The sequence below is a fragment of the Vibrio sp. 3-2(1) genome, assembly GCF_963887575.1.
Taxonomy (GTDB): Bacteria; Pseudomonadota; Gammaproteobacteria; order Enterobacterales; family Vibrionaceae; genus Vibrio; species Vibrio anguillarum.
The window spans coordinates 1-1,433 of record NZ_CAWPGB010000040.1; the positions used below are offsets into that span (position 1 = coordinate 1).

The 1,433-nt window shown below is 44.1% G+C and carries 2 protein-coding genes; both read left to right on the forward strand.

The genetic code is table 11. The features are described from left to right. Window positions 1–160 precede the first annotated feature (160 nt). Complete coding sequence (locus AACQ79_RS13065; RefSeq protein ID WP_123014137.1) at window positions 161–712, forward strand: sugar O-acetyltransferase; 552 nt, start codon at window positions 161–163, stop codon at window positions 710–712. A gap of 195 nt (window positions 713–907) precedes the next feature. Further along, window positions 908–1,192 (forward strand): putative quinol monooxygenase, encoded by a 285-nt coding sequence (locus AACQ79_RS13070; RefSeq protein ID WP_170899892.1) that lies wholly within the window; start codon window positions 908–910, stop codon window positions 1,190–1,192. The last annotated feature ends 241 nt before the right edge of the window (window positions 1,193–1,433 follow it).

Genomic DNA, 1,433 nt, shown 5'->3' on the forward strand with positions numbered 1-1,433 from the left:
TCGCCTAACAAACGCCTCAAGAGGGACTGTCAACGCGTGGCGTTTCCAGTCCCATTGAGCCGCGGTGGTTACAGTTGTTGTGTTTGAGTTTAGTGGTTTGCGTTGCCAGCCCCTTAGGCGGGCGTTATGAGCAGCATTAAAATTTAGGACTGAGTTGTATATGAGAGAAAGAGAAAAAATGCTCTCTGGCGAGTATTACGATCCGAGTGACGCTGAGCTCGTCAAGTTGCGTCTTGAGGCTCGTTTACTCACAGAGAAGCTAAATCAAACAAGTGTAAGTTGCCCAGAGAAAAGAGTAGGGATAATCAAATCCTTGTTGGGCTCTACAGGAAATAGCATTCACATTGAATCTACCTTCAACTGCGATTACGGGCTGAATATACACGTTGGTGAGAATTTCTATGCCAATTTTGGCTGTGTCATTTTGGACGTAGCGGAAGTTCGCATTGGCGATAACTGTTTTATAGCACCACAGGTTGGAATTTATACGGCAACTCATCCAATCGATCCGATTCAGAGAAACAGTGGGTTAGAGTTTGGAAAGCCAATCAGAATAGGTAACAACTGTTGGATTGGAGGTCATGCAACGATCAACCCAGGAGTGACGTTAGGTGACAACGTTGTTGTTGCCTCGGGAGCCGTTGTAACAAAGAGTTTTGGTAGTAATGTTGTCATTGGTGGCAATCCAGCACGAGTGTTAAAAGAAATCTAGCAACCTTTAGCTCGCTGATCATAACAAACGCCTCAAGAGGGACTGTCAACGCGCGCCGTTTCCAGTCCCATTGAGCTACAGTGGTTATGGTTGTTGTGTTTGAGTTTAGTGTTATGCGTTGCCAGCCCCTTAGGCGGGCGTTATGCGCCTAACATAAAAAATCAGCTACATTTGCAAAATTTAAAAGGATAGAAATTGAGCAAGGTAATTCTAAAAGGCTTCATTGTTGTGCCAAAAGCAGAGCTAACTGTGGTTATCAATGAGCTAGACAATCATGTTCGTCTCACGAGATTAGAAGATGGTTCTCTGATTTTTGAAGTCACGCAAAACGAAGAAAACCCATATCGATTCGATGTGTATGAAGAGTTTAGAGATCAAGCTGCTTTTGATAAGCATCAGCTAAGAGTTAAATCTTCTACGTGGGGTAAAGTTTCCGCTAATGTTGAACGTAATTATGAAGTTACGGTGAGTTGCGCATAACAAACGCCTCAAGAGGGACTGTCAACGCGTGGCGTTTCCAGTCCCAATGAGCTGCGGTGGTTCCGGTTGTTGTGATTGAGTTTAGTGTAATGCGTTGCCAGCCCCTTAGGCGGACGTTAGCATACTAAAATTGGGAACAAGTATTTATGAATAAATTGGAGTCTGTCCAAGAGTTACTAGATGTAGTGAGCAAGTTGCCATCAGATGACTATGTTGGAGGATGGTTTTATCGTGGGCAGTC